This is a genomic window from Flavobacterium plurextorum (genome assembly GCF_002217395.1).
Classification (GTDB): domain Bacteria; phylum Bacteroidota; class Bacteroidia; order Flavobacteriales; family Flavobacteriaceae; genus Flavobacterium; species Flavobacterium plurextorum.
Genome location: NZ_MUHD01000020.1, coordinates 30,793 through 52,151 on the forward strand (window position 1 = coordinate 30,793; position 21,359 = coordinate 52,151).

Genomic DNA, 21,359 nt, shown 5'->3' on the forward strand with positions numbered 1-21,359 from the left:
TGTAATCGTTTAAGTTAGTAGAGCCAAATTAAACAATTACAACGTTGTAGTACATCAGATACCACTACAACATAACTACATCATTGTGTTAAATTTTCAAGTTATACAAATGATTATCAACATTCTAAATGTTAAATAAAATTCGTTAACATAACGTTATGATGTAGTATTGATGTATTAGAATTATATAAAAAATGAGATGGAAAAATATAAGATCTATAAATTTTAAAACCAAATCTTACAGACTTAATAAAAACTTTGACAGGTTTTCCTCTTGAGTAAGACTCAGCTTCTTTCTTAGACGATATCTATGCAATTCTACACCTCTAAAAGAAATGTTCATTAGAGGAGCAATTTCTTTTGAAGAAAGATTCATTTTAAGATAAACACAGAGCTTTATATCTTTTGGAGTTAAATGTGGAAATTTTTTAGAAAGGTTAATAATAAACTCATTGTGAATTTGATTCAAATTTGTTTCAAAAGTCTCCCACTCGTGCTTATTAACCTCATTTATTTTTATCGCCTTTTTGATTTCACTTTTTAGTTTATTGAAATCTTTTTCTGTGTCTAGAATACCTTGAATATTTTCGATCATTTCGCTTTGTTTGGCAATCGACAAAGATTTACCAGCAACTTCAGATGATTTTGTCTGTAATTCAAGCTCTAGAATATGTTTCTCAAATTCTTGAATATTCAGCTCATTCTCTTTCTTAAGTTCCATTTCAAGAATTTCGCGCTGATGTTTTAACTCCTCGGCCTGCAATTTTAATTTTTGTGTATAACGAAGTTTATTCCATTTGTAATAAAAGAATAAGACTGTGGCTATTACCAGTAAATAAAGCAGCACCATCCAAAATGAAAAATACCAAGGCTGCGAAACTTTAAATTCAAAACTTGAAACTTTATCGTAATTAGCACCATCATGTTTAAAAATCATGACAGAATGTGATCCACTGCTTAAGTTGTTTAAAACAACAGAACCATTTGAAATTGGGATGTATTTTTTGTCATTATTTATCTGATAAAATAAATTTGGTTTACTGGCTCCATAAATTCCCGAAATCACATTTATTCTAAGTTCAGTATTGTGTTTTATTTTACTTTCATCTGGAAGAAGTTCACCATTATTATAAGCTTCAATTCTGACTCCTTTATTTTGCTTATTTTCATATTCTAATTGAAGCGAAATAAATCCATCATCAAGATTTAATAAATAATGATTGTTGCTTCTAAAAATTCTTAGATTTTCATTAATCAACTTTCCTTTATAATATTTTTCTTGAATAATATTCCAGACAAATTTATTCTCATTTGCATATATATGATAGAGAACACCTTCTTGCAGAACAATAAAATGGTTTTTATCTATGGCAACTACATCTGAGATATTTTTAAAATTGGTATTGAACAATTCATTCTCTTCTAATTTATTTGTGATAGAATTAAACGTATACCAAATGTTATTAATTAGAAAAAGTATTTCTCCTCTAAATTCAAAAATCTTAACCCCAAAATCATTTTTTATTTTACTTAGCTGAGTTATGTTTTCAACTTTCTTGGTTTTGAAATTATCATCTAAGAAAACTCTATATAAACCGCGATAATTATCTGCCGCCCAAATTTCATTTTTCTTATTCTGGGCAACATATTTTATAGGTTTTGATAATCCGTCAATTTTCTTGCTTTGGCTAAGATCTAAAATATTGTTATATACTAAAATCCCACTGTAAGTCGATTGAAAGTAATTATCGTTAATGATACTTTTTGATAAATTCCAACCTCCATTTACATTATTAATCTTGGTCAAAGCACCATTTTCATAACAAAATGTACCGTCATTATGACCTATAACATATTTACTTCCAATTTTGGTGATATTCCATCCCTGCCCTTGGGTATTAGGCATCATTTTGAAGTTTCCAGAATCAAACTCAAAAATACCATGATTTGAAGCAATTAAATATCCTTTGTCAATAGTAGCGACGGAATAAACAGAGCCTAAGATTCCAGAATTGTCATAAAAAAATGAAATTGGAGAATTTACCTCAACATGAGCAATTCCGTTATCTAAACCAAGCCATAAATCTTCTTCTTTGTCAAAACCAATGCTTAACACTGAGTTATTCATCAAAACATTGTTTCTGTCAATGTTTTTAAATGTATTGGTACTAAAATCGTAGATAAACACACCTTTATTACCTGTTCCAACCACAAGTTTATTATTTTTAATAAACTTAGCAACATTAATTCCGTTAGACTTTAATGTTTCATTCAATGGATTATTCCAAGGTTTTAATCCGTCTTTATCCGCAACAAAAACTCCGCGCTTTTGAGTAAAAATATAAGTCTTGCCGTTATATTTTTCGATCGCATGCACAACGGTTTTTTTTAAAATCTCCCAGCCTTTTGGAATTGCAATTCGGGAACCATTCATTCGAAAAAGACCTTTCTCGACAGAAGCGACATAAAGGTTATTATCGACTACAAAGCAATAGGAAACTAAAAAAGGAAATTTAATTCTTTGAATATGTTTTCCATCGTAAATAAAAACATCATTGAAAGATTGAAAATACAATGAACCGTTAAACCTGAATATCTTCCAGATTTCTTCATTGTCCTTCTCATCAAATAAGCGAAGATTTTTGGTAATAGAAACGTAATGCATTTTACCATTTTTTCTGTACCAATATCCAAATTCTTTATACGATCCTGAATAAATTCGATCGCCTTCAATCAAAATCGATCGAATTATCGTTTTGTTTGGCAAAGAGTACTTTTCCCAAATGACACCATCATAACGCAGCACATAATGATTATTTGCAAAATACATTGCCTTATCTTTACCTTGAGCAACGTTCCAGATTTGATTATCACCTTGATAATCTGATTTATTATAATTTTCAACGAAGGGAAGTAATTCTTGTGCTTGAATTTGAAAAGCAATGAAAAAGAAGAATAGTAATTTAAAAAGTTTCGATTTCAAAATATTCGGATTTATACCTCAAAGATACTCACAAATATTTAATCTGAAGCCATAAAAAAAGCTCCCGACAAGGAGCTTTCTTATAATCTTTAATTCAAAATATTTAGTTATTCAGTTCTATAACTAAAGTCAGTATGCCAATTATCAAACATAATGGCGAATAATATTTTGTATCATTAGCAGCAAACTGCGAACTTTTATGTTTTTTAAAGAAGCCAACGTAGTTAAATTCCCCAATTGCTCTTAAAATAAATATCGAAATTATGATCCAAAATCCATATTTGTCTAGCCCTAAAGGTAAACTTAACTGTATGAATTCAAATTTTATCAAATATAGAACTCCAAAAAATAAGGTTCCAACCGCCACAACAAAGGTCGAAATTGTGCTAGGTACAAAAAGTGGTGTTTGATCATCTTTTGTAGGAACAACTGCCTTACTACCCCATTTTCCACCAAAACCCCAATAAAAATGAATTCCCGAAATAATGGCAAAAATTAAAAATAACAATAGCGCAATAATATTCATTTCAAACAATTTAAGAAATTAGTTGTTTAGTAACTGGAAAACCTGATTCGCAATTTCATATTCTTCATCAGTTGGAACTACAAGTATCTTGGCTTTGGCACTTGGCTTGTTGATTTCTCTAATTTCTTTCGAACGAATTTGATTTTTATCGTCATCAATTTCAATTCCAAAATACTCCATATCCGTACAAACCAGTTTACGCATATATGAAGAGTTTTCGCCAATTCCTGCTGTAAAAATTATAGCATCTAATCCGTTTAAAGAAGCTGCATAAGCTCCAATAGTTTTTCTAATTCTATAAGCATTCATTAACAAAGCCAACTGGCATTCTTTGTTTCCTTTTTCAGCTTCCGATTCAATATCACGCAAATCGCTGTAACCTGTAAGGCCAAGCATTCCGCTTTGTTTCAACAAAATCGAGTTTACTTCATCTGGTGTATATCCTAAATTTTTAACCATATAAAATATTACAGATTGATCAATATCTCCTGCTCTTGTACCCATTATTAGACCATTTGCAGGTGAAAACCCCATTGTTGTGTCAATACTTTTTCCGTCTTTTACAGCCGTCATGCTGCATCCGTTTCCTAAATGGATTGTGATAATTCTAGACTTATTCTCTAAGTGGTTTATTGCCTTTTCAGATACATATTTATGGCTTGTTCCATGAAATCCATACACACGAACTTTGTTCTCTGTTAAAAGATAATTTGGTATCGCATATTTATAAGCTTGAACCGGAATTGTCTGGTGAAATGCAGTATCAAAAACCGCAACTTGTTTGGCTTCAGCAAATATTTCTTCTGCAACATTTATTCCTACCAAATGTGCTGGATTATGAAGCGGAGCTAATTCTGAAAGTTCTTTAATTTTTTCTTTTACTTCTTCGGTAATAATTGTTGTATCAGAAAAATAACTTCCTCCGTGTACAACTCTATGCCCAACCGCAGCAATTTCTGAAGTTGTTTTAATTACTCCTTTCTCAGCATCCAAAAGCATATCCGCTACTTTTTGCAATCCTACTTTATGAGTTGGAATCGGCAATATTTCTTCACGCGAATTTGAAGCTGTTTTAAAAGTAATATTTGATGTTTCTAAACCAATTCTGTCAATCATACCACTGCAAATCACTTCGTTTGCAGGCATAACCATTAATTGATATTTTATAGATGAACTTCCGGAGTTTATTATTAGTATTTTCATTCTTTTTATGTTTTTGCCGCGAAGGCGCTAAGTCACTAAGTTTTGTTTTTAATCTCGAAGACAGAAAATTTTAATTTTTTATTGTTGAGATTAGCACGCGGATGACTCGGATTTACTTCGTAAAGACACGGATTAAAACAGATTTTTAATTCTATAAATAATAAAATCCATCCAAATCTGCGTTTTCGCGTTAGCGAATCAGTTTCATCCGCGTTCTATTTTTAATTTTTAATTGAATTTACATTCCCTGCGCCTGAATTGCTGTAATTACTACTGTATTGATAATATCGTCAACAGTACAACCACGGCTTAAATCGTTTACAGGTTTATTTAATCCTTGCAGCATTGGGCCAATTGCCAACGCTCCTGTTTCTCTCTGTACCGCTTTATAAGTATTATTTCCTGTGTTCAAATCAGGAAAAATTAGCACGCTCGCCTGCCCTGCTACTTCAGAATCTGGCATTTTACTTTTTCCAACAGCGCGGTCAACTGCAGCGTCATACTGAATTGGACCTTCAATTTTTAAATCAGGACGTTTTTGTTTTACAATTTCGGTTGCTGCTCTTACTTTATCTACCTCGTCACCTTTTCCTGATGATCCAGAAGAATAAGAAAGCATGGCAATTTTTGGTTCAATTCCAAAAGCTGAGCTTGATTCTGCCGATGAAATTGCAATTTCAGCCAATTGTTCTGCAGTTGGATTTGGATTAATAGCACAATCTCCAAAAACAGAAACTCGATCTTCTAAACACATAAAAAATACAGATGAAACTACAGACGAATTAGGTTTAGTTTTTATGAATTGTAAAGCTGGCAGAATAGTATGCTGTGTAGTATGTGCCGCGCCAGAAACCATTCCGTCTGCATGGCCTTTATAAACCATCATTGTTCCAAAATACGAAACATCTTCCATTAAATCTCTTGCCATTGTAATACTTACATTCTTTGCTTTTCTAAGCTCATAATAAGTATTAGCATAATCTTCATACAATTCAGATTCCTTTGGATTGATGATATTCACTTTAGAAAAATCAAATGCAATTCCAAGTTCTGCAATTTTACTTTCAATTTGTTTTCTTTCACCAATAATCGAAATATCCACAACATCCATCGACAAAAGTCTCGAAGCTGCAATAATAATTCTCTCATCATTACCTTCAGGCAAAACGATGTGTTTACGATGTTGTCTGGCTCTTTTAACCATGTTGTATTGAAACATTTTTGGCGTCATGCCTTCCGCTTCAAAAGTGATTAATCTTTCGGATAAAGCTTCGTTATCAACGTATTTTTCAAAAGTAGTTATCGACGTTTCAATTTTATGTGTGTTGTTAGCATAGATTTCAGACTTAATGGCACCAATTCTGTTTGTAATGTGATACGTTCCGCCGTCAACTGCTATAATTGGAACAATAGCCGAAAGTCCTTCTATAAGCTTTAAAATGCTTTCTTCTGGAACAATATTACCAGTTAGGATAATCCCTGATATTGTTGGATAATTTGCCGATTCATTAGCCTGTAAAGCTCCTAAAATAATATCCGAGCGATCTCCAGGAGTGATTACAAGAGCATTATCATGTAAATGAACCAAATAATTATGCAATTGCATGGCGCCAACGCTAAAGTGACCAATTTCATTATTTAAATAGTTGCCTCCAAACAAAACTTTAGCATCAAGTTCATTAACAATTTCCTGCATTGTTGGATTGTTTAAACTTGAAATTAACGGAATTGTATTGACTAAAACATTCTCTGGTAAGCTTTTTTGAAGACTTTTAGTTACTAATTCAATATTTTCCGGTTGTACTTTATTAGCAAAAACTGATAAAACCTCAACCTCTTTTACTTTGAACGAATCGTAAACTAAATATAAACTGTCAACCAATTCTTCCAATGTTTTTCCAACTCCTGAACCAATAATTATTGTTGGAATTCCTAAGTTTTTGGCAATTAAAACATTCAAATCTAATTCAATTGAAGTTCCTTCGCCGGTAAAGCTTGTTCCTTCTACCAAAACAAAATCAAAACGTTCTTCGAGTTTTTTATATTTTTCGATAATTAAATCTAAAACCTCTCCTATTTTTCCTTTATTCTTTTTCTTAATCAGTTTGCTTTTTGTGATGGCATAAGCATCTTCAAACTTAATATCGAGGTTAAAATGCGACAAAACGGTTTCAATATGATTATCTAATTCGCCATCGACAAAATCTTCTACAATAGGTCTAAAATACCCAACTTTGGCTGTTTTTCCAATCAAAATACTCATCAAACCGAGTGTAATAATCGATTTTCCGCTATTGTGATCGCTCGTTGCTATATATATTGCTTTACTCATAATTTATATTTTGAAACTTAACGTATCTATTTGAATTCTATTTTAATATTAATAAGTTAAAACCAACGCCTTTTCTTGAAGTAAACAATCAAGGCTACTACTAGTAAAACCATTGCCGCCATTACACTGTAATAACCGTAACGATATTTAAGTTCTGGCATGTTTTCAAAGTTCATACCGTAAACTCCAACAATAAAAGTAAGCGGTATAAATATGGCAGAAATTATAGTAAGGGTTTTCATAATCTCGTTCATCTTTCGGCTTTGTTCCGAAAAATAAAAGTTAGAAGCACTTTCAAGTGAGCTCATATCTGATTCAATTTGCTCTAAAAGTTCTAAGCTTTTTTGATGCAGTCTGATAAAAAAATTAAAAGTTTCCTTTTGTATCAAACCATTGTCGTCATCGTCTTTAATGGTTTTTAAATAATAAAGCGAATCTCGAAGAGGAACAATTGAACGCTTTAAAAAATTAAAATTATCACGGTGATTTTCAATCTTTTCTAAAATAACAGGATCTGCGCCTTTTTTAGTCAAATTGATAAGTTCTTCAATTTTATCTTCTTCATCTTCAATTGTAATGTAGAAATTTTCGATTACAGCATCTAATAATAAATAAAGCAGATAATCTACTTTTTTAGTTCTTACAATTCCAGAATGCGTTCGAAGGCGTTCGCGAATATGCGTAAAGAAATCACTTCGCTTTTCTTGAAAAGAAATTAAAATTCCGTCTTTTAAAATAAAACTAAGCTGTTCAACACTTATATTATCTGAATATTCCGAAGGTAAAAGTGATTTTATATTGAAAAACAAAATACCAGGCTGTTCTTCTAATTTGGTTCTTTTTGTAGTGTTTAAAATATCAGCCAATAAATAATCATCAAATTTAAAATGTGCACCTATAGTTTTAAGCAAACCAATGTCATTTAAACCATGAATATTAAGCCAATTATTTTTAGTATAATCAAAGCAAGAATTAAGAGCTAGAACGGTAAACTTATCATATTCAACAACATCTGTATCGTTATATACAAAAAGCTGCATTTCGGTTTCATGCTCTTTATGCGAGCCTGTATACTCTAAAGTAATATGTTGCAGCTTTCTCCCTTTCTTGTATTTGATCTTTCTCATTCAAAAAAATTTACAATAGTAATATTACGAAAAAGAATCCGAATGAGAAATGACATTTATCATTTTGCTCAGAAAGATTTAACAAAACACATTGCTTTTAAAAAGTACACTTTTTATTATTTTCAGTAATTAAACCTGAATTATACGCATAAAAAAAACCGAGCCATTTCTGACTCGGTTTTCATATTCAATTGCAAAGACACACATAATGCGCCTCTACAGAGTAAATTATTTTACCTCTTCGAATTCAACGTCTTCAACGTTGTCTCCTTGAGACTGCTCTTGTTGTGGAGCAGCTTGTTGTCCTGCATCACCTTGAGCGTACATTGCTTCTGTAGCTGTTTTCCAAGCTACATTAACATTGTCTAATCCTTTTTGGATTGCGTCAAGATCTTGAGATTGGTGAGCCATTCTCAATTCAGTTAAAGCATATTCAATAGCTGTTTTGTGCTCATCTGTAATTTTATCTCCCAATTCTTTCAATTGACTTTCAGTTTGGAAAATAGTACTATCAGCTTCGTTCAATTTCTCAGCTCTTTCTTTTGCAATTCTGTCAGCATCAGCATTAGCTTCAGCATCTTTTTTCATTTTTTCGATTTCTTCAGCTGTTAATCCAGAAGAAGCTTCGATACGGATATCGTGAGATTTTCCAGTTCCTTTGTCAGTTGCAGAAACTTTGATGATACCATTAGCATCAATATCAAAAGTAACCTCGATTTGAGGAACTCCTCTTGGTGCTGGCGGGATACCATCTAAGTGGAAACGACCGATAGTTTTGTTATCAGCAGCCATTGCTCTTTCTCCTTGTAATACGTGAATTTCAACAGATGGTTGAGAATCAGCAGCAGTAGAGAATACTTGAGATTTTTTAGTTGGGATAGTTGTGTTAGACTCAATTAATTTAGTCAATACACCACCCATAGTTTCGATACCTAAAGAAAGAGGTGTTACGTCAAGTAACAATACATCTTTTACATCTCCAGATAAAACTCCACCTTGAATAGCAGCTCCAATAGCAACAACCTCATCAGGGTTAACACCTTTAGATGCTTTTTTACCGAAGAATTTTTCAACTTCGTCAGCAATTCTTGGCATACGAGTAGAACCTCCAACAAGGATTACTTCGTCGATATCAGATGTAGATAAACCTGCATCTTTTAATGCTTTAGCAACTGGCTCCATAGAACGTTTTACTAAAGTATCAGATAATTGCTCAAATTTAGCTCTAGATAATTTTTTCACTAAGTGTTTTGGTCCAGAAGCCGTAGCAGTTACGTAAGGTAAGTTGATTTCTGTTTCAGCAGAAGATGATAATTCAATCTTAGCTTTCTCAGCAGCTTCTTTCAAACGTTGTAATGACATTGGATCTAAACGTAAATCAATACCTTCTTCAGTTTTGAATTCGTCAGCTAACCAGTCAATAATAACTTGGTCAAAATCATCACCACCTAAGTGAGTATCACCATTTGTAGATAATACTTCAAATACACCATCTCCTAATTCAAGAACAGAGATATCAAAAGTACCTCCACCTAAATCGTAAACAGCAATTTTTTGATCTGTTCCTTTTTTATCTAATCCGTAAGCAAGTGCAGCTGCAGTTGGCTCATTGATGATACGCATAACTTTAAGACCAGCAATTTCTCCAGCTTCTTTTGTAGCTTGACGTTGTGCATCGTTAAAGTAAGCAGGAACAGTAATAACCGCTTCAGTTACAGTTTGACCTAAATAGTCTTCAGCAGTTTTTTTCATTTTTTGAAGTGTCATTGCTGACAATTCTTGAGCAGTGTATAAACGACCGTCAATATCCACACGTGGAGTATTGTTGTCACCTTTTACAACACTGTAAGGAACTCTTTTTGCCTCTTCTTGAGTTTCAGCAAAAGTGTGTCCCATAAAACGTTTAATAGAAGCAATCGTTTTTGTAGGATTCGTTACTGCTTGTCTTTTTGCAGGATCACCTACTTTAATTTCGCCACCTTCAACAAAAGCGATGATAGATGGAGTTGTTCTTTTTCCTTCTGCGTTAGGAATAACAACTGCTTCGTTACCTTCCATTACAGAAACACAAGAGTTCGTCGTACCTAAGTCAATTCCGATTATTTTACCCATTTTTTATATATTTAATTTTTGATTTAATTTTATAACTCAGGTGGCATAAGTCAATCTTTGTGCCAATATAAAAAACTAAATAAAATTGTCAGTTTTACTATTGACAAACCAATAATCGGCTGACAACATGACATTTTTCAAACCTGACACACATGGCATAACTCAATAATTCATGTCATTAATTTGTCGCATTTCTCATTACTTTTCTTCTATAATTTTCACCTAACTACCTATTACAATTTCATTTACATATTATTTATCAGAACACAATCGCATTCAAACCAATCTTACCTGTGTTCGATAAAAGCATAATAAAAATGATTAATGCTATTGATTATTAATACAAAAACACCCTACATTTGAAAATTAATAAGCTCTATAAAAGAGCAAAAAAAACAAAGCCAAAAAAACAAAGCCAAAAAAACTACAGTTAAAATAATGATGGTTGAAATTGATAAAATTGCATTAATAAAAATTGAAAATGGTCAAATTTTAAGCACAAAATCAAAAGGAAAAAACAAATATTATATTCCGGGCGGAAAAAGAGAAAATAATGAAACTGACCAGCAAACTTTAATTAGAGAAATTCAAGAAGAATTAAGTGTTGACATCATCCCCGAATCTATTGAATACATAGGAACTTTCAAAGCACAATCAGATGGAGATGTGAATGGAATCATTGTAAAAATGACATGCTACAAAGCAGATTATATTGGAACACCAAAAGAGAGCAACGAAATAGCCGAAATCAAATGGTTAAACTACACTGATTTAAATATAATCTCCGAGGTTGATAAAATTATCTTTAAGCATCTAAAAGAAAGTGGATTGTTAGTTTAATAAAAAAAACAGGAACAGAGAAAGAAAATTAATTTTATATTCGATAAAAATTATGGAAGAAAAATACCCTTTTCTACTTGAAAGAATTCAATCTATTCTCATCGACTCTATACTAATTATTGCTTGCATGATTCTTATTTCTGACGTTTTATCCAATTTCAAAAATGTTCCTGATTGGTTAAGAGCCGTTTTATTAATCCTAATATTTTTGTACGAACCAATTATGACCACTTTTGGAGGAACTATTGCCAACAATATAAAGAGAATACAAATTCGAAAAAACTCGGATGAAACCCAATCTATTAATTTTTTTCAAGCTATTATTCGTTATTTTTTCAAACTTCTTCTAGGATGGCTTTCTTTTATCACCATCTTTTCAAGTAATAAAAAAAGAGCCGTTCATGATATTATCAGCGGAACTGTAATGATAAAAAATCAAACAAAATCTTGAAAATTTGTAAAATGAAAAACCTAAAAACAATTATAATTTTCCTGTTTACATATTTAGGTTACTCACAGGACTTTGAAGGAAAAATTGAATATCAAATTACTTATTTTGATAAAAATAATGTCGAAGTAAATATTCCAAAAGTTAACCAGTTAATGGGAGAAAAATCAACTTTTATAACAAAAAAAGGAAAGTATAAACAGATTACTAATAGTGATTTTATGAGTTTTCAATTATATTCATCTAATGAAAAAAAACTCTACATTAAGAATAATTGGAATCAAAAAGAATCTGACACTTTGTTTTATTTAGATCCTTCAAAACTAGAAAATGTTAGTTTCAAATATGAAATTACAAAAAATGCTGCTACTATACTTGGCTACTTATGTGATAAATTAACTGTAAAAGACACTTTAAATATTATTCGAGAAGAGTATTTTTATTCACCCGATTTAAAACTGAACCCTAAATATTTCAAAGACTTTTCTGCATTCAATAAAAACAAAATTACCGACTTAATGAAAGCTGTATTTCTTAAACTTAGTTATTATTATCCAGAATTTACATTAAGTATGACAGCCATCGATATAAAAAAAATAAAAATTTCTGATTCAGAATTTAGTCTGCCACCTCATAAAGCATTTATAGAATATCAATAAATATAATTCTAAGAAATGGCTGCTGAAGAAGTTTCAATTCAATGACTTAAAATTTCGTTCTAATAAAGGTAAGCAACTTAATATGCGTGCATAATAATATGCTTATTCATAACTACCTTTCCTTTTTTATTCGTAATTTCGATTTCTCATTAAAATTACAATTACAAAATGGCATCATTTACAAAAGAAATATCTTTTCGCTGGTCAGATCTAGACCCAAACTTTCACGTTCGTCATAGTGCTTATTACGATTTTGGTGCGCAGCATCGTATCGAAATTCTAGAAGAATTAGGTTTAACTTTAAGAGTAATGCAAACACAAGGTTTTGGTCCTGTTTTGTTTAGAGAAGAATGTGTTTTTAGAAAAGAATTAAAACTCTCAGACAAAATATTTATTCATACCAAAACATCAAAAATGAAAGCCGATGCTTCACGCTGGTCTATTATTCATGAATTTAGACGTGAAGACGATACACTTTGTGCTGTTATTACTGTGGATGGCGCGTGGATGGATACTAAACTAAGAAAACTAGCTTCTCCAACACCGGAAATTGCAATTCAGGCATTGAGTATTTTTCCTAAAAGCGATGATTTTGTTGGATTATAAAATTAAATCTAACTGCATATAGAACACTAAAATCCGAAAAGCAATCACTTTTCGGATTTTTTATTTCCTTTTAAATCAAACCTATTCAAACTTCAATCCAAAATTTACCCTGTCAAAAGTAGTACTGCAAGAAATCGCAAATCGGCCAATATTTACAGTTCCAAAAATTCCTTCAACACCATGTCCCGAATAAAATCCACCTGCCGAAAATCGGTTAACCTGATATTTCAAGGCTATATCATTAACCCTGCTGCTTAATTGTCCGAAAACAATAAAATTTGGAACAAACTCATAACTGGCAAAAACCTTCGGAACCATTTTTTGATAATAATCAAAACTTTCATCCGTTTCATAATCCATACTTACAGAATGTACATTTTCTAAATTTCCTCCCACATAAGTATTTTCTCCAAAATGATACGAAATACTAAATCCTGTAAATGTTCCTTGATAACCGCTTCGAGAATCAACATAACCAATTCCGATTGTAGCTCTAAACTTATCGCATATCTTACCAATATAACCAATATAAGTCCTGTCAATCTCAGATTTATCAATTCCAGCACCAAAAATAATATCTTCCTGACACATCGCAAGAGCATACTGAAAATAGGCTGAATATTGATCTTTATTTGCCGCAACAACACTCCTTCCTTTATCAAGATCAATATTAGCAGATATCAGAGTAGAGTTTATAACGGCGAAATCAAAAGTATTGATTTCCTGAGCAAATGCAGAGACGGAAAGCAAGAGTATAAGTATTGTTTTTTTCATAATACCATTTTTAGCTGACAACATTCTTACACTAATTTAAAGACAATTTTCCTGTTAATAAAAGAAGTCCCTCCAAGTACCACATTACTCGTTTAAATACATTATTTTCATAATCAAGATCATTTAATCGATAAAAACACAATAAATAATCGATAAATGGCTTCAAAAACAACAAAACAACTTAGAATACCAGTTTTCTGATAACTTTATGACACTGTTTTTTGTATTTCAAAATGCATAACAGTAATTTTATACTTTACATTTTCTCAACCTTATTTATGATACATTCCTTAATTTGATTCGTTAATAAAATCAATAATCGTATTTTTGAAAAAGTAATTAATTAAAAACGAAACATATGTTTACTATAGAGCAAATCAAAGAGGCTCACGCCAAAGTACAAAGCGGTGCCGATTTTCCTAATTATATACAAGACCTGATTATTCTGGGCGTAAAAGGCTACGACACATTTGTACACGATGGTCATGTCGAATATTACGGCGTAAACAATTATACTGTTACTTCTGATGAAAAATACAGTCCAATTGCAATTGCTCCAACGGTTAATAAAGAGCTTTTTATAGAATTTTTAGTAAAACATCAACACGGCGAAACAGATTATATTACTTTTTGCAACCATTCTGGTCAATGCGGAATAGCAAAATGGAGAGTTGATATTATAGAAATGACCTGCACTTATTTTGATAGCGCAGAAAACGAAATTCTAATTGAGAAAATTCCAAGTTAAGCTGCCTTAGAAATGCTTATTTTCAATAACAAAAAATATTCTACAACTAAAAAAAGTATCCTTATGATGCTTTTTTTAGTTTGCTTTACAGGATTTTCACAGCAAAAAAAAGAAAAACCTAAATTTAAGGTTATTGCTTTTTATACGGCAAAAAATGATCAAGCCCATATTAGTTTTGTTCATGAAGCCAATAAACGATTTCCTAAAATCGCAGAAGAAAATCATTTTGTTTATGATTCAACTGACAATTTGAACAACTTAAACTCGAAATTTTTAGCCAATTATCAAGTCGTTTTATTTTTAGATACAAGACCTGAAACATTAGAACAGCGAAAAGCCTTTGAAAAATACATGAAAGATGGCGGCGGTTTTATAGGTTTTCACTTTTCTGCTTTTGCTTTAAATGATTCAGAATATCCACAAAACTGGAATTGGTATCACAATACTTTTTTAGGTTCCGGCGAATATGTAAGTAATACTTGGAAACCAACGTCGGCAGTTTTAAAAATTGAAAATCAGCACTCCGCAACAAAAAACCTTCCTAAAACCTTTGCTTCAGCACCAAACGAATGGTACAAATGGAGTAATGATCTAAGAAAAAATACAGACATAAAAATTCTTGTTGCGATTGATGAAAGCAGTTTTCCGTTAGGAACAGGACCAAAAGCAAGCGAAATTTGGCATAACGGTTATTATCCAGTTGTCTGGACAAATAAAAACTACAAAATGATTTATATCAACATGGGACATAATGATATAGATTATGAAAACGGAACTAACGAAACGCTTTCGTATACTTTTGAAAATAAAATCCAAACTAAATTAATTACAAACAGCTTACTCTGGTTAGGAAGCTCTAAAAAATAAATTTATCCAAAATGGCTGCTAAACTTTCTCCAATTATAAATGCTGAAGAATTATTGAACCTGAGCAATTTATCTGAAATCATATTGATTGATGCCAGAGCAGGAATTAATGCCGAAGAAAACTTTAAAATCGAACATTTACAAGGTGCTCGTTATGTTGATTTAAACAAAGATTTAGCAACAGTCGAGAATCCTTCAAACGGCGGCAGACATCCATTACCATCTTTCTCTAAATTTTCTGAAGTACTTTCTAAATTAGGAATTTCACCAACATCGTATGTTGTAATTTATGATGATAAAAACGGCTCAAACGCCGCTTCTAGGTTTTGGTGGATGCTAAAAGCAATTGGTCACGAACAAGTTCAGGTTTTAAACGGAGGTTTACAAGAAGCCATAAAAGCAGGTTTCCCTGTAACTTCTGAAATCAAACCTTATGAAACAGCAGAGAATTGTCCAGTTTCTGAATGGAAACTAAAACTGGCAGATATTGAAGAGGTTGAAAAAGCACGAAACAACAGCAAGAATATTGTAATTGATGTAAGAGATAAAAATCGTTTTGACGGACTTACCGAGCCGTTGGATTTAATTGCCGGACACATTCCTGGCGCAATAAATGTTCCATTTAGCGAAAACCTAGACGAAAATGGTCTTTTTAAATCGTCAGCAGTTTTAGCAGAAAAATATGCTGCAATTTTAAAAGACAAACCATCCGAAAATATAATTGTACATTGCGGATCAGGCGTTACAGCATGTCACACATTGTTAGCAATGGATTATGCCGGAATAGAAATTCCGAAGCTTTATGTAGGATCATGGAGCGAATGGTCTAGAAATGATCGTGAAATGGCAGTAAAAAAAACAGAATAAATAGTTTTGATGCTTCCAATAACTTTTGAAAACAGCAAAAAGACTCAAAAATACAACACAATCAACAATTTTTTAAAATACAGAAATGCAGCATTGGGATATACTTTTATCAAATCAAGTAAATAAAAAAGCTTTTATAGACAGTTTGCTTTCGAGTGAAGCAAAAGGAGAATTAGCCGTTTTTAACAATCAAAAAGGGATTTTATTCTCTGACATTGCAATTGAAAAATTCATTGAAAAAGAATACCAATATGATAGTGTCGAAGCATCTCCAGAATCGCACAGACAACTGCGTACATTTTCATCGGGAGAACGTAAAAAAGAATTTTTAAAATACTGTATCAATCAAAAACCTGATTTTATCATTTTCGATAATCCGTTTGATCATTTAGATCAGGCTTCTCGTGTAGTTTTGGCAGAATCTTTAAAAAGCTTAACGAATGAAATTGCTATTATTCAACTTCTGAATCGTACAGTTGATGTTCTTGATTTTGTTCCGAATAAAGCGCAGATTAACGACAATACCTTCGAACTTCATCCGATCTCAAAAACCGAAAATCATTTTAAAACTCTAAATACAGCCGCAATTCCTAGAGCGATTGAATCGCATACTTTTCACGAAAGTGTATTAATTAAACTCGACAATGTTTCTGTAAGTTACGACGAAAGAAAAATTCTTGATACTATTTCGTGGACTATAAAACAAGGTGAATTCTGGCAGTTAGTTGGTCAGAACGGTTCAGGAAAAAGCACTATTCTATCTTTAATCACTGGCGATAATCCAAAAGGATTTGGTCAGGATTTGTTTTTATTTGGAAGAAAAAAAGGAAGCGGTGAAAGCGTTTGGGACATCAAAAAACAAATTGGAATCTTTGCTACTTCGATGACCGATTTATTTCAAAAAAGCCATACACTTGAAGAAATGATTCTTTCTGGATTCTTTGATTCTATTGGACTTTACATTGAGCCAACAACACACCAAAAACAAATTGTTTCGCAATGGCTTGAAGTCATCGAAATGACGCATTTAAGAAAAAAACGTTTTATAGATCTTTCTATCGGACAGCAGCGAGTAGCATTAATTGTTCGCGCCGTTTTAAAACATCCGCCGTTATTAATTTTAGATGAACCTGTAGAAGGCTTAGACGACGAAAATGTAGATTTAGTTATTCAGCTGATCAATACCATCAAACAGGAAACTAACGTTACAGTATTATATGTTTCTCACCGAATTGAATCTGGACTTGCTCCTACTTCTGTTTTTGAGCTTTTGCCAGCGTCAACAGGTTCTATTGGTAAAATAAAATACCATTCAGAATTAAATTAAACAAGAAAATGAGATTCAACTATTATGCAGCTGTACTTACAATACTTCTGCTTACCTCCTGCTCCAATTCAATTTCTACAGTTAGAAAAGATTATAAGCTCGCTGAAGTTTCAAAACTAAAATCAGATTGGAACAGCGATTCAAAAGAATGGTTTCTAAAAAAAGATACTTTGATAGGAACCGGAGGCCCGATGCATTGGGGAGTAATACTATCCAAAAAACAACTTCCAAAAAACTACGAAATTGATTTTAAAGCAAACATGACCAAAGAATCTTTATTCGAAATTATGTTGAACTTTGATAAAGAAAACTACATTAGAACTTATCTCTATCAAATTGATCAAAATATTGTAATTGGAAAAGGTGTTTACAACAAAAACAGTGATGAATATGGTAAACGAGGCGGGAAAAGTCTATTTACTAAACCAATGAAATTAGAGAACAACAAATGGTACAATGTAAAAATAAAAGTTCAAAATAATCAATTACACTTTTCAGTAAACAATCAAACCTCATTAGAATGTTCCCTAGAAAAAAGTAATCTCAGCCAACAAGGAAAACTAGGTTTCATAACCAACGGAGAAGTCAAAATAACCGATTTAACGATTAAAACGCTTCAATAAAAATCTATTTGAATTAGAAAAAAAACATTGCCAGCGGTTTCAACCTTTAGAGCGCAATAAATTATCCTAATCCGTTTCCTAAGTTTCCCAAGCTTAAAACCTTTGGCTATATAGTTCAAATATAATACAACAAAAAAAGCTCCATCAGGAGCTTTTTTTACTATAACAAATTTTCTAATTTTCTAATTGACAAATTATCAAATCTAATTCTCTTCGTCTTCCGTATTATGCGATTTGACATAATTACGCCATTTTTCAATACAATCCTGAAAATCCTGTGGCAGTTCCGTATCAAAACGCATCATTTCACCTGTATTCGGATGTACAAAACCAAGCGTTTTTGCATGCAAAGCCTGACGCGGCAACGCTTTAAAACAATTTTCAATAAACTGTTTGTACTTTGTAAAAGTAGTTCCTTTCAAAATCAAATGTCCGCCATATCGCTCATCATTAAACAACGGATGTCCAATGTGTTTCATATGCGCACGAATTTGATGTGTTCTTCCTGTTTCTAATTTACAAGAAATCAAAGTAACATATCCAAAACGTTCCAAAACTTTATAATGCGTAATTGCAGGTTTTCCAATTTCTGGATCAGCAAAAACCGCCATTTGCATACGATCTTTTAAATGTCTTGCTAAGTTTCCTTCAATTGTTCCTGCTTCTTCCGTAACATTTCCCCAAACAAGAGCAATATATTCACGTTCAGAAGTTTTAGCTTCAAATTGTTTTGCTAAGTGAGTCATTGCTGCCTCCGTTTTCGCCACAACCAAAAGTCCTGATGTATCCTTATCAATTCTATGCACCAAACCCGGACGTTCACTGCTGTTCATTGGCAGATTATCAAAATGATGCGCCAAAGCATTAACCAGCGTTCCTGTATAATTACCGTGACCAGGATGCACAACCATTCCAGGCTCTTTATTAATCAATAAAAGAGCGTCATCTTCATACACAATATTCAACGGAATATCTTCTGGCAGAATATGATTTTCAAACGGTGGATGCGATAACATAACCGTTACAACATCAAAAGGTTTAACCTTATAATTTGATTTTACTGGAATATCATTTACAAAAATGTTTCCTTCAGTTGCAGCGTTCTGAATTTTATTTCGCGTTGCATTCTGAATCAAATTCATTAAATATTTGTCAATACGCAAAAGCGCTTGACCTTTAGGGACTTCAAATCTGAAATGCTCGAATAATTCGTCTTCCAGATCTAAATTTTCAATATTATTGTTCATCTTGTGGGGTTTCAGTAGTTGGTGCAGCTGTACTATCGGCAGCCTTACCTTCATCTTCGTAAGTTGCTTTTCCGTCTCCTAAAACCAAGTCGATTTTTGAAGCCTTCAACACACGATCTCCTACTTTTAAATTTCTTCCTTTATAACGCATCTCCAAAACCATATCTTTTCCAAGATTCGGAATATAAGTAATCGTTCCCGGTTCAAGCCCTAAAGCTTTTAAAGTTGGAACCGCTTCACGATACGTTTTTTCAATTAAATCAGGAATTCTAACAGATGAGAATCCTGATGAATTTATTTTAATATATATTTTTCTTCCCACTTTTACTTTTGTTCCCGGCAATGGATCTTGCTCAACAACACTATATTTTGGAAATTCACTACGATAATCAACACTATCCAAAAGCACATAATCTAAATCCAGCTCATCCAGTTTTTGCTCTACCTGCTCTTCTGTCAGTTTAGCTAAATTTGGAACCGCAATTTCATGACCGTGATCCGTGGTAAAAGTCAGCCAATGCATAAACAAATAACCTAAAACGGCAATAATAGCAGCCGCACTTAATACTTGAATAAAAAATACACGGCTTGTTAAATACTTACGTAAACTCATAAATTTATTTTTATTAGAGGCAAAGATAAAGCTATTTCGTTTCAAAAAAAATGATAATTTTGTTTTAAACGAAATAGCTTTTAATACCTGTTAGTATAAGGAGCTGTTTCCTGCTGTCTGCTGTATCTTTTATGCCGAACACCGGCACAAAAGGATGCCGCTCCCATCAGGGCTAGAGCGCTTGGTTTCAAAAGAAGATTTTTGTTCTTTATTTTAATAACGTAACCACAATATTGTCAGGCTGAGCGGAGTCGAAGCCCCGCAAAGTGATTCAACAAACGGTGCTTCGACTCCGCTCAGTCTGACAAACAAAACGCATAAGAAAACAATTCGTGAAAATTTGAAAAATTCGTGGCAAACAAACAGTTAAACGAATAAACAGTTAAACAAATAAAAGATAAAACAAATAAACATCATAGAATGAAAAACATTGCCATCATCATGGGCGGATATTCAAGCGAATACAAAATTTCGCTTATCAGCGGAAACGTTGTATATCAATATCTTGACAAAACAAAATACAACGGGTTCCGTATACATATTTTTAAAGAAAAATGGGTATATGTAGACGAAAAAGACGCTGAATATGCAATCGATAAAAACGACTTTTCTGTAACTATAAACGATCAGAAAATTACTTTCGACTGTGTTTTCAATGCCATTCACGGAACTCCAGGTGAAGATGGATTAATGCAGGCTTATTTTGAATTATTAGGAATTCCGCAATCCTCTTGCGATTACTATCAATCAGCGTTAACATTCAATAAAAGAGATTTATTATCTGTTTTAAAACCTTACGGAATCAAAACAGCAATTTCGTATTACTTAAACAAAGGCGACGTTATCAATACTGAGGAAATCGTTAAAAAAGTAGGTTTGCCATGTTTTGTAAAACCAAACAAAGCTGGATCTAGTTTTGGAATTTCAAAAGTAAAAACAGAAGCTGAACTTCCAATCGCGATTGAAGTTGCTTACAAAGAAGACAACGAAATCATTATTGAAAGCTTCCTTGACGGAACCGAAGTTTCTGTTGGAGTAATCAATTACAAAGGAGAAATTAAAGTATTGCCAATTACCGAAATCGTATCTGATAATGATTTCTTCGATTATGAAGCCAAATACGAAGGAAAATCACAAGAAATCACACCAGCTAGAATCTCTGATGAGTTAACACAAAAAGTAAGTGATGTTGCCAAACGTGCTTATGAAGTTCTAAAAATGAAAGGATTCTCAAGAAGCGAATTTATCATTGTAGACAACGAACCATATATGCTCGAAATGAATACAATTCCTGGTTTAACAACAGAAAGTTTGATTCCGCAGCAAGCACGAGCAGCAGGAATTTCTCTTGAAGATTTGTTTACAAATGCAATTGAACTGGCTCTTTCTTAAAGACGCTAAGATACTAAGGTGCTAAGGTTCTACGATCTTAGCACTTTCTTTTTCAAACACAATATT

Annotated in this window: 19 protein-coding genes; 10 read left to right on the top strand and 9 right to left on the bottom strand. The window is 32.4% G+C overall.

All coding sequences use genetic code 11. From position 1 onward, the window contains the following. Nucleotides 1-238 precede the first annotated feature (238 nt). From B0A81_RS11145 to dnaK, 6 genes are all read right to left on the bottom strand, one after another. Complete coding sequence (locus tag B0A81_RS11145) at nucleotides 239-2,983, bottom strand: helix-turn-helix and ligand-binding sensor domain-containing protein (protein ID WP_089058112.1); 2,745 nt, start codon at nucleotides 2,981-2,983, stop codon at nucleotides 239-241. A gap of 103 nt (nucleotides 2,984-3,086) precedes the next feature. Next, nucleotides 3,087-3,509, bottom strand: a complete 423-nt coding sequence (locus B0A81_RS11150; protein WP_089058113.1) for a DUF3995 domain-containing protein — start codon at nucleotides 3,507-3,509, stop codon at nucleotides 3,087-3,089. A gap of 18 nt (nucleotides 3,510-3,527) precedes the next feature. Continuing rightward, the gene (locus B0A81_RS11155; RefSeq protein WP_089058114.1) at nucleotides 3,528-4,712 is read right to left on the bottom strand and encodes an acetate/propionate family kinase; all 1,185 of its coding nucleotides are present in this window, start codon (nucleotides 4,710-4,712) and stop codon (nucleotides 3,528-3,530) included. Nucleotides 4,713-4,950: 238 nt separating this feature from the next. Beyond that, nucleotides 4,951-7,044 carry a phosphate acetyltransferase gene (pta, locus tag B0A81_RS11160; protein ID WP_089058115.1) on the bottom strand — a complete coding sequence of 698 codons (2,094 nt, stop codon included), beginning with the start codon at nucleotides 7,042-7,044 and terminating at the stop codon, nucleotides 4,951-4,953. A 56-nt stretch (nucleotides 7,045-7,100) separates the two neighbouring features. Continuing rightward, a complete protein-coding gene (gene corA, locus B0A81_RS11165) occupies nucleotides 7,101-8,171 on the bottom strand; it encodes a magnesium/cobalt transporter CorA (protein WP_089058116.1) in 1,071 nt (356 codons plus the stop codon). A 228-nt stretch (nucleotides 8,172-8,399) separates the two neighbouring features. Continuing rightward, nucleotides 8,400-10,283 (bottom strand): molecular chaperone DnaK, encoded by a 1,884-nt coding sequence (gene dnaK / locus B0A81_RS11170; protein WP_089058117.1) that lies wholly within the window; start codon nucleotides 10,281-10,283, stop codon nucleotides 8,400-8,402. A gap of 441 nt (nucleotides 10,284-10,724) precedes the next feature. On the opposite strand from dnaK, the gene B0A81_RS11175 reads away from it, so the two are divergent. The 4 genes from B0A81_RS11175 (at nucleotide 10,725) to B0A81_RS11190 (ending at nucleotide 12,836) form a co-directional block, all read left to right on the top strand. Continuing rightward, nucleotides 10,725-11,123, top strand: a complete 399-nt coding sequence (locus tag B0A81_RS11175) for an NUDIX hydrolase (protein WP_089058178.1) — start codon at nucleotides 10,725-10,727, stop codon at nucleotides 11,121-11,123. Between the two features lie 52 nt (nucleotides 11,124-11,175). Further along, nucleotides 11,176-11,574, top strand: coding sequence for an RDD family protein (locus tag B0A81_RS11180; protein WP_089058118.1), 399 nt, complete (start codon nucleotides 11,176-11,178; stop codon nucleotides 11,572-11,574). A gap of 11 nt (nucleotides 11,575-11,585) precedes the next feature. Continuing rightward, nucleotides 11,586-12,230, top strand: coding sequence for a hypothetical protein (locus tag B0A81_RS11185; protein WP_089058119.1), 645 nt, complete (start codon nucleotides 11,586-11,588; stop codon nucleotides 12,228-12,230). Nucleotides 12,231-12,398: 168 nt separating this feature from the next. Further along, on the top strand, nucleotides 12,399-12,836 hold the full coding sequence (locus B0A81_RS11190) for an acyl-CoA thioesterase (protein ID WP_089052291.1): 438 nt from the start codon (nucleotides 12,399-12,401) through the stop codon (nucleotides 12,834-12,836). Nucleotides 12,837-12,917: 81 nt separating this feature from the next. Here B0A81_RS11190 and B0A81_RS11195 read toward each other — a convergent pair whose 3' ends face one another. Beyond that, on the bottom strand, nucleotides 12,918-13,610 hold the full coding sequence (locus tag B0A81_RS11195) for a hypothetical protein (protein ID WP_089058179.1): 693 nt from the start codon (nucleotides 13,608-13,610) through the stop codon (nucleotides 12,918-12,920). Nucleotides 13,611-13,968: 358 nt separating this feature from the next. Between B0A81_RS11195 and B0A81_RS11200 the strand changes: the two genes are divergently transcribed. The 5 genes from B0A81_RS11200 (at nucleotide 13,969) to B0A81_RS11220 (ending at nucleotide 18,041) form a co-directional block, all read left to right on the top strand. Continuing rightward, complete coding sequence (locus B0A81_RS11200; protein WP_089052292.1) at nucleotides 13,969-14,358, top strand: DUF1398 domain-containing protein; 390 nt, start codon at nucleotides 13,969-13,971, stop codon at nucleotides 14,356-14,358. Between the two features lie 63 nt (nucleotides 14,359-14,421). Then, nucleotides 14,422-15,225, top strand: coding sequence for a ThuA domain-containing protein (locus B0A81_RS11205; protein WP_244281379.1), 804 nt, complete (start codon nucleotides 14,422-14,424; stop codon nucleotides 15,223-15,225). An 11-nt stretch (nucleotides 15,226-15,236) separates the two neighbouring features. After that, nucleotides 15,237-16,091 (top strand): sulfurtransferase, encoded by an 855-nt coding sequence (locus B0A81_RS11210; protein ID WP_089058120.1) that lies wholly within the window; start codon nucleotides 15,237-15,239, stop codon nucleotides 16,089-16,091. 85 nt (nucleotides 16,092-16,176) lie between these two features. After that, entirely contained in the window at nucleotides 16,177-17,418 is a 1,242-nt protein-coding gene (locus tag B0A81_RS11215) for an ATP-binding cassette domain-containing protein (RefSeq protein WP_089058121.1), read from the top strand. Nucleotides 17,419-17,426: 8 nt separating this feature from the next. Beyond that, complete coding sequence (locus B0A81_RS11220; RefSeq protein WP_089058122.1) at nucleotides 17,427-18,041, top strand: family 16 glycoside hydrolase; 615 nt, start codon at nucleotides 17,427-17,429, stop codon at nucleotides 18,039-18,041. Nucleotides 18,042-18,244: 203 nt separating this feature from the next. Here the strand turns inward: B0A81_RS11220 and B0A81_RS11225 are convergent, their stop codons facing one another. After that, nucleotides 18,245-19,288, bottom strand: a complete 1,044-nt coding sequence (locus tag B0A81_RS11225; RefSeq protein ID WP_089058123.1) for an RluA family pseudouridine synthase — start codon at nucleotides 19,286-19,288, stop codon at nucleotides 18,245-18,247. After that, nucleotides 19,278-19,901 carry a PASTA domain-containing protein gene (locus tag B0A81_RS11230; protein ID WP_089058124.1) on the bottom strand — a complete coding sequence of 208 codons (624 nt, stop codon included), beginning with the start codon at nucleotides 19,899-19,901 and terminating at the stop codon, nucleotides 19,278-19,280. The genes B0A81_RS11225 and B0A81_RS11230 overlap by 11 nt, the downstream gene beginning before the upstream one ends. A gap of 420 nt (nucleotides 19,902-20,321) precedes the next feature. On the opposite strand from B0A81_RS11230, the gene B0A81_RS11235 reads away from it, so the two are divergent. Next, nucleotides 20,322-21,293 carry a D-alanine--D-alanine ligase gene (locus B0A81_RS11235; RefSeq protein ID WP_089058125.1) on the top strand — a complete coding sequence of 324 codons (972 nt, stop codon included), beginning with the start codon at nucleotides 20,322-20,324 and terminating at the stop codon, nucleotides 21,291-21,293. Nucleotides 21,294-21,359: the final 66 nt, after the last annotated feature.